We start from the raw sequence: 7680 nt of genomic DNA on the forward strand, positions 1-7680 counted from the left end.
ACACGGGCACACCAGCCGATATCATCGACCCAACACCCCGAATAGCATGAGCGACACGCCCTTACACCGCCGGGTTCCCCAACACTTTCTCAGGCCGTCGAGCGCCTCCGAAGCCTTCACAAGGGGCCGGGCCGCCAGCGGGATCTGGGAGGTCGTTCGTGACGAACCGTGACAAGACGACCGCTGTGACACCTCGCCGGAAGCGTCGTGGTAGGCGGAAATCAGCTGGTTAGAGCTGGTTTCCGAGTGGAGCCGCCTAGGAGAATCGAACTCCTGACCTTTTCATTACGAGTTTTAGATCACGTGTTCCCGGGCTATCCCGGGGGTTCCTCCCGTGGATACATTACGCCAGTTCACAGGCTGTTTTCTCAGTCAGTCATTCCCGGCTGTTCCCGGGCCATCCCTGTAGCGGTGCGGACTGTGTGCGGACTGGCTCCGGTGGTTGGATCACGTTGCGAGTGATGGAAGCGGACCGCCTGCGGCGGACAGTATCGACCATGAGGAGCACCCAAGGGTGCCGGTGTCGAAACCATCCCTGCCCGATTCCCCGCTCCAAATCCCCGAGTAGCGTTCCCGGCCAACACGAATAGCCCCGTGGCCTGAAGGACACGTGGCAAGGCTGGAACCGTGGCAAAGGTGTCGACCCCGATAGCTACGGCTGCCTGCGAGCACGGCGCAGGACTAGGTACGTGCTTGAGGTCGGTTAGACGGGTTGTATCCCCACGGTCGGACTCTCCGATAGCGACCGCACAAGCGGGAAGGAGTCCGATAGAGAAGAGTCACGGGGGCAAGGTAGGGTCTTACCCACGGTGCGAGTCTGCTTCGATCAGGCTTCGTACCCAGACCCCGGCGGAAGTTGGCGCTTCTTCCGGGGTCGTCTTGTGTCAGCGACAGTATCACGCCGTCCGGTGAATCAACTTCGCCCGCCACACCTTCGGGTGCGGCCTGGACGCACCCAACTGTGCAAGTTGAGTTCTGCTGCACCCTCCGGCCGGTGTCCCGGCAGCGTCTACCCCGGCCCCCTGAACCCGTACATACGGAGGTTATCCGCTTGACATGTCGGTGTTCCCATGTTTTATAGGACGGACTGCCGCATGGTGCGGCACCAGCGAGGATGATGCATGAGCGAGGAAATACAGGAGATGATCAGGCGGGTGATGTCGGGCCCGCCACCCAAGCCGCCCGAGTGGCTGGATCCGCTTCACTCGGGGTCCTGGAAGATGGACATACCGAACAAGTTGCAGGGATACCGCAACCGCGCGAAGGACCAAGAGAAAACCTGGAAAGCAGCGAACGGCGTGGTTCGGCAGGTCGATTTTGTCCGGTACTACACCGGGACCTGCCGGGAGTGCGGCTGTGAGGTGACTGTTCAGCGGGACATCAAGCGGTACTCCCGGAGGCAGGAAACAAAGATCGGCCGTTGGCCTGCCTACTGCGAGCCGTGCCGCGCGGCCAAGCGGAAGCAGCACAACAAGGATGCGACACAGCGAATGCGGGACCTTCGGGCCCGACGCAAGGCCGCCAAACTAGCAGGTGATGAAGGAAGTTAATGTGACCTTAGTCACACAGCATTCCCGGGAGTTCCCGAATCGGGTGTTCCCATAATTTCACCTAAACCTATGAGGGGGTACAGAGTTCCGGCCCTGTACTTCCCTCTCCTCGCTCTCCCGGCTTCTGCCGGTGAGTGCAACGGTTAGGTAACAGATTTTGACCTGTTTTTCAGCGACCTGCGGAAACACCGAAAAAGTCCGGAGTTGTTACACCCATATACCTATGAGAGGGGTAGAGCCCTCTCCTCCTTGCTTCCAGGGGTCATTCATCGTCAGAGCGTCCCCCTGGACTGAACCCGGGTCCTGGTCGTAGCCGTCTGCCCCTTCTCCTCTGACGGCTCCCGGACTCGTGTCGGGTCTCCAGAACTGGCTGGTGGGCTGGAGACCCCTCAAACCACCAAGACAAGGCAGCCGCGTTGACGGCTGCCATTTTTACCGACCCGAACTGATGTGCCTATCAACGTCCACGAAGGGGACCAGATGAACATGTGCCGTGCCGGTCACCCCATCCGGGGACCGGAAGACCGCTACAGCTCCGGACACTGCAAGCAGTGCCAACGAAAGAACGTATCGAGGTACAGGCGTAACTGTGCCGGTGCGTTGCGCTCGATGCGAGAAGCAGCGCAGTACTAACTCACCACCAAGAGAGACGAGAACGAATGAGCGAAAGTAAACCCACCGACTATTCCAAGCTTCCCAAGCCCCGAACCGATGAGCAGGCACGCGAGCGGTTCGAACAGTGGCACAACGACTATCGACATCAGGCGTACGTCTCCGCTATCCACGAGAGAGGCGGAACGCCGTGGAGCATCAGCCTCGGTGAACAGCTCGACTTGTATAAGCGCCGATACAAGCGGCCGGAACCACCGGCCGGTATGAAGGCCAAGAACCTTTCGGAAATCAATCGACACGAGTTCGACCCTTCGGCCGATCGTGTTCCCGCGTTCAACTACTGAGGCCAGACGGGCACTCATGGCTACCTATAACCGCTATAGACGTCGTAGCGCGACAGGTAGAGGCTTGGACGACAGGACATACCGGAAGGCGACTAAGCAGCTCAGGGCGCGTTCTCAGACGTGTTGGATATGCGGGGGCAGGATAGACGTATCCCTCCCCTATACCGACCCCGAGTCGTGGACTGCGGACCATGTAGTTCCAAGGTCTAAAGGTGGACATCTCCTAGGCGAGATGCGCGCAGCACATAGACGCTGCAACTCCAAACGGGGCAATAAAGAGATTGCCCCATCGGCTCAGCTTCCGACCTCCCGACAGTGGTTACCTACCGCTGTACCTTCTGGTCGGTCGTAGTCATACCTGGGCTAGTACCCCTCCCCCTGCCCTTAACGTCACCTCCCAGTCCATACGGGCCAATCAGTCACGCAGGGGGGGACCGGGGTACCCCAGTATTTCACTGGGGGGTACTACGGGTATCTAAACCCGGTTTTCGGCCCTCTACGGGGCTTCTGGAGGCCATTACGGGGCCTCTCTAGTTAATCCATCATTCGTAGCGGACGAACTTCTACGCGGTACGCCCTGCGGTTAAACGGGCGGTCGTTTCGCTGCGCACAGACAGAAAAGAGAACCAATGACTGAATTCAACTTCGTCGGGCTGGCTAGCCCTACGCTGAACCAGTACAAGAACATCCCGGCTCTGCTGGAGACCCTGGAAGAGCAGCCGGGTTTCAACGAAGCCGCTGCGGTGTACGAGGAAACCCGGTCGATGCTTACCGAGCTTCGAGCGAAGCGGGCGGAAGCTGAACCCGGTTTCGATAATGACACCATCTTGGAGTACGGAGAAATTCCGGCTTCCTGGTTGGACTCTATCGGTGCTTCTCGTGTCGAACAGGAATCGCTGAACCTCCAGATTCAGGCTGTGGAATCTCTCCAGTCTCGGGCCACGTCTCGACTGGAAGCTATCGCCGCCGGTTCTGGTGAGTCGCTGTTGGCGACACTCGGCCGGAAAATGCATAAGGTTGTCGCTGATATCCGATCGGCTGTTGATGGTTTGGACGGTGCTTCGACACCGTTGGAAGCCATCGAGAGAGGTACCCACGAATCGTGGTCGAAATTGAGCGATGCACGGAAGGAATACAACCGTCTCCGTGCAGCGCAAGAGAAGGTAATGCTCACCAGCGACAGCTACGCATGGTCACAGGCTAAAGGCTGGTACAAGTCGGATAGGAACAACTCTTTCGCGGTTATCCGCAACCTTCCCGACGTATTCCCGCTGTTCGCGTATGCAACTGATATGCCGTGGCCGTATGAAACAGACGGCTTTCTCGTGTGGGCCGTCCGCAACGGCGCTGACCTGTGGATTCCCACCGTCGCCGAACTGGCGACCGGACGGGAAGAGTATATGAAGAATTTCCGTGAGGAAATCGACCGTTTGATGAGGATCGCGCGAGCCCATCGCACGAACGCGATTGAAGAAATCAACTCCGGAAATGTGCACCCGCATGTGCAGCGAGCCGTGCTGGACTCAGGGGTTCTGTAAATGACCCATTCGCGACCGGGGAAATACCCGGTCGTCATCAGCATTCCACAAAAGCCCCCGGACCGCTCCCACCTGAGCATCATCTCGGGTGGGATGATCCCGGCGATTTTACTTACGACGTTGTGGACGAACCGGTTTTACGCCAAGCCAGATAAACGAGACAAAGACACTGATAGGAACGACATTGAGCGACCAGAACGAGCCGGTGACTGAGAAGCCGTTGACCGGTAGACAAAAAGGTGAACTTGAGGTTCAGAAGCGTTACGGAGATCGTAAGGACGCTACTGGAGAAACCGGCGAGACCCTGACGGCCCGGCAGCGTGGAGAGGCTGAAGCGCGCAAGCGCTTCGGACGCTGAGTTAACTGTCTTGGTTGACATCAGGGAACTTACAAAGACGGACCAGCAGCGGGCTTTTTGGCTTTTCGCTGATGCGCTCGACCACGCGGGGAACATACCCGCTATTTACGAATTCATGGATTGCTGGGGACGTAACGACGAGAAGGGGAATATCCCCGGTGGTGCGTTCTTCCTGTTCTCGGTGTGGGCGTGGCCCTCTGTTCTGGAGTTGTGCGCCCGTAAGGGTATCTCGAAAAGCGAGATAAACCGGGAGATCACCGAGCAGATTAAACAGTCGATGACGGAGTTTCTCCGGCAGGACGTGACACCAGAGGAGGCTAAGGCGTGAGCGTGGAATTAGCCGATGCCTACATTTCACTAGTCATATCCTCGAAGGATATACCTGGACAGGTCCAAAAGGGTCTGGATTCTGCACAACCGAACGTTGATAGAGCCGGGAAAACCATGGGTTCCCGGCTTGCCGGTGGTATCGGTGCAACGTTCAAGACCGCCGCTAAAGGTGTTGGTCTTGCTGCTGGTGCGGTAATAGGCACTGCCCTGACTCAGGGCATGACTCGCATGATGGCTATTGACGACGCCAAGGGGAAATTGGCCGGTCTCGGCCATACCGCCCAAGGCGTAGCCGGAATCATGGATTCGGCTCTCGCGTCCGTGAAAGGGACCGCCTTCGGTCTCGGTGATGCCGCGACTATCGCGGCTTCTGCCGTGGCTGCGGGAGTCAAACCCGGTGAGGAACTAACCCGGTATCTGAGCCTCACCGCTGACGCTGCCACTATCGCCGGTACTTCTCTGTCCGATATGGGCAGTATTGTCAACCAGGTTACGACCAGCGGCAAAGCGTATACCGACAACCTGAATCAGCTTGCCGACCGTGGCATACCGATTTTCCAATGGCTCCAAAAAGAGTACGGCGTAACCGCCGATGAACTCTCGAAGATGACCAAGGAAGGCAAGGTAGATGCCGAGACCTTCCGCAAGGTCATTACCGAGAATATCGGCGGTGCCGCCCTGGAGAGCGGTAAGACTCTGCGGGGTGCGTGGGAGAACACCAAGGCGGCTTTGGGCCGCGTCGGTGAGGCGGGTCTCAAGCCGTTCTTGGACATGATGAAAGGTGGACTCGGGTCCGCCACCGAGTGGGCTGACAAGGTCGCGCCGAAGGTAGAAAAGGTGGCTACGAGCGTCGCTGCCGGACTTTCAGACCTCGGTAAAGCCTTCCAGTCCCACGGGGCTTCCGTGGACGGTACAGCGTCGCTGTACGAGCAGTTCGGTATCAAGGCTCGGCAGGTTTGGGACAAGCTAGGCGGGTTGGCTGCCCGGATCCGAGAAGCGGTCAACGCGTTCCGATCCGCCGAAGACGGTAACCGGATGTCCGCGTTCTGGGAGAAGCTGACCGGCGGTGCCGCGTCGGCCGGTGAGACCTTCCGCAGCGTCACCCGTGACGGATCCGGGCTTAGGGGCACCCTGTCGAAGCTCGCTGACGCGGGCAAGAGTGTCGGTCAGTCTCTGGTCTCGTTGACCGGCGACACGGGCACGGTCGCTGCTGCCACTCTGCGGGGTGTCGGTTCGGCTATGCGGTTCCTGGCGGACCACGCCGACAAGGCGGGGATCGCTACCGGTGTCTTGGTTGGTGCTTTGGCGGTCGGCAAGATTTCTCATGTCGCCTACGAGTGGTCGCGTATCGCTAACGCGATCATGCAGCCCGCTGTTATCGCGTCCACTATCGCCCAGACACGGGCTATCTCGGCTCACAACGAGGCGATACGGGCTTACCTGACCTCCCGAGGTATCGAGGTCAGCCAGCAGGCGACCACGATTCGTGGACGTATCGCCGAAGCTATCGCCCGGACCCGGGAAACGATCGCTGTCCGTGCCGCTACTACGTCGCTGGCTCAGTACGCGGCTGCCCAGAGGGTGGCTGCTGCTTCGTCTGCGCCGTTGGTTGCGGCTATGCGAACCACCGCGGCTTCTGCGGCAACGATGGGTGCTCGTGTCCAAGCCACCGCGACAACCGCTCTGGGTGGTCTGCGAAGCGCAGCATCCGGTGTCGTCGGAATGCTGGGCGGTCCGCTTGGTATCGCTCTGGCGGCTGGTGGAGCCGCGATCATGGGCCATATGGGTGCTGCCGAACAGGCGAAGCGCGTCCATGAAGCTCTCGCCAGCGCGGTTGTCCAAGGAGCGAAAGCACAGGGTTCGTTCACCCAAGCTGTAGCCGCTGCTAACGGTGCGCTCGACACCAACGCTATGGATTCGGCCGGAAAAGCCGTTGAAGCCAACTTGGCGCGGATCACCGAGGTAGCCAAGGAAGGGCATCACTGGTTCGACTCGTTCCAGAAGCATGTCTTCACCTGGAACGCTAAAGAGGTCAACGAACAGTACGACCAGGTACAGCGCGCGATAGACCAGAACGACACGCTGCGGGGCGCGCTCGAAGGTATGCGCCTGGAACTGTCCGACCTCGGGCCGATCGTGGCGAAGGGCGGACCAGCGTATGACGAGCTGATAGCGAAGCTGGAAGGCACCGGAAACGCTGGAACGGATGTCGTGGACATCCTGAAGCAGACCCGTAGCGGACTCCAGGGTTCTGCTGACGCGGTGCGGAACTCGACTCCCGGGTTCGCTTCCCTGACTGAAGCGGTTAAGACGCTGGCGGATGAATCTGCCAGTGCCGATGACCGTATTACCGCGATGAAGCGAGCGCTTGACGCGCTCACCGGGAAGCCGGTAGAGCTTGGCGACGCTATCCAGCGGTTGAACTCTCAGCTTCGCGATATCGAAGGTATCGGGGAGTCTTGGGACCCTGCCGAAGGGTTCGGAGCCGAACAGTTGATCAATCCCGATGGGCAGATCAACACGAAGACCGAGAACGGTGATCGGCTCCGTACGTCGTTCCAGGATCTTCGAGACGCGGTTGTCGGAGTGGCCCAAGCCGGGGGCGACCTCGGGCCGGTCTTCGCCGAGCTTGATACGAAGTTCGCTGAGCTTGGCACGAGCACCGGTCTATCCAAGGACCAGGTTCGCGCGCTGGCCGAGACCATCGGCCTGGTACCGGCAGACATCGAGGTTCTTGCTCATGTCCAGGGAGCCGACAAGGCTACCCAGGACCTGACCGCTATCAAACTGCTGTTGGACAACAACCGCCAGGGCGCAACGATCGACACGAAGTTGATCGGTGGGCCCGAGGTTTGAGGCTCCCCCTGGGTAGTGGACACCGAGTTAGCAGGATCATTGGTCCTGCGGAAGGATGTCCCTGTGTCTCGGAAACGTCGGTCGTTCACGAC

The 7680-nt window shown here is 59.4% G+C and carries 6 protein-coding genes; all 6 read left to right on the forward strand.

The features are described from left to right. Nucleotides 1-1121: 1121 nt before the first annotated feature. The gene (locus ACLML9_RS26495) at nt 1122-1550 is read left to right on the forward strand and encodes a hypothetical protein (RefSeq protein WP_411948068.1); all 429 of its coding nucleotides are present in this window, start codon (nt 1122-1124) and stop codon (nt 1548-1550) included. A 659-nt stretch (nt 1551-2209) separates the two neighbouring features. Beyond that, the gene (locus ACLML9_RS26500; protein ID WP_411948069.1) at nt 2210-2506 is read left to right on the forward strand and encodes a hypothetical protein; all 297 of its coding nucleotides are present in this window, start codon (nt 2210-2212) and stop codon (nt 2504-2506) included. 16 nt (nt 2507-2522) lie between these two features. Then, nucleotides 2523-2858: an HNH endonuclease signature motif containing protein gene (locus ACLML9_RS26505; protein ID WP_411948070.1), complete on the forward strand. Its 336-nt coding sequence runs from the start codon at nt 2523-2525 to the stop codon at nt 2856-2858. Between the two features lie 277 nt (nt 2859-3135). Next, nucleotides 3136-4044: a hypothetical protein gene (locus ACLML9_RS26510; protein WP_411948071.1), complete on the forward strand. Its 909-nt coding sequence runs from the start codon at nt 3136-3138 to the stop codon at nt 4042-4044. A 320-nt stretch (nt 4045-4364) separates the two neighbouring features. Continuing rightward, complete coding sequence (locus ACLML9_RS26515; protein ID WP_411948072.1) at nt 4365-4730, forward strand: hypothetical protein; 366 nt, start codon at nt 4365-4367, stop codon at nt 4728-4730. Continuing rightward, nucleotides 4727-7588 (forward strand): tape measure protein, encoded by a 2862-nt coding sequence (locus ACLML9_RS26520; RefSeq protein ID WP_411948073.1) that lies wholly within the window; start codon nt 4727-4729, stop codon nt 7586-7588. Before ACLML9_RS26515 ends, ACLML9_RS26520 begins: the two co-directional genes overlap by 4 nt. The last annotated feature ends 92 nt before the right edge of the window (nt 7589-7680 follow it).

It is taken from the genome of Nocardia sp. NPDC002869, from assembly GCF_046764065.1.
Lineage (GTDB): Bacteria > Actinomycetota > Actinomycetes > Mycobacteriales > Mycobacteriaceae > Nocardia > Nocardia rhamnosiphila.

Bases quoted from the DNA above. Each gene is read 5' to 3' on its own strand.
- ACLML9_RS26495 (WP_411948068.1), top strand. From the start codon at position 1,122: ATGAGCGAGGAAATACAGGAGATGATCAGGCGGGTGATGTCGGGCCCG.
- ACLML9_RS26500 (WP_411948069.1), top strand. From the start codon at position 2,210: ATGAGCGAAAGTAAACCCACCGACTATTCCAAGCTTCCCAAGCCCCGA.
- ACLML9_RS26505 (WP_411948070.1), top strand. From the start codon at position 2,523: ATGGCTACCTATAACCGCTATAGACGTCGTAGCGCGACAGGTAGAGGC.
- ACLML9_RS26510 (WP_411948071.1), top strand. From the start codon at position 3,136: ATGACTGAATTCAACTTCGTCGGGCTGGCTAGCCCTACGCTGAACCAG.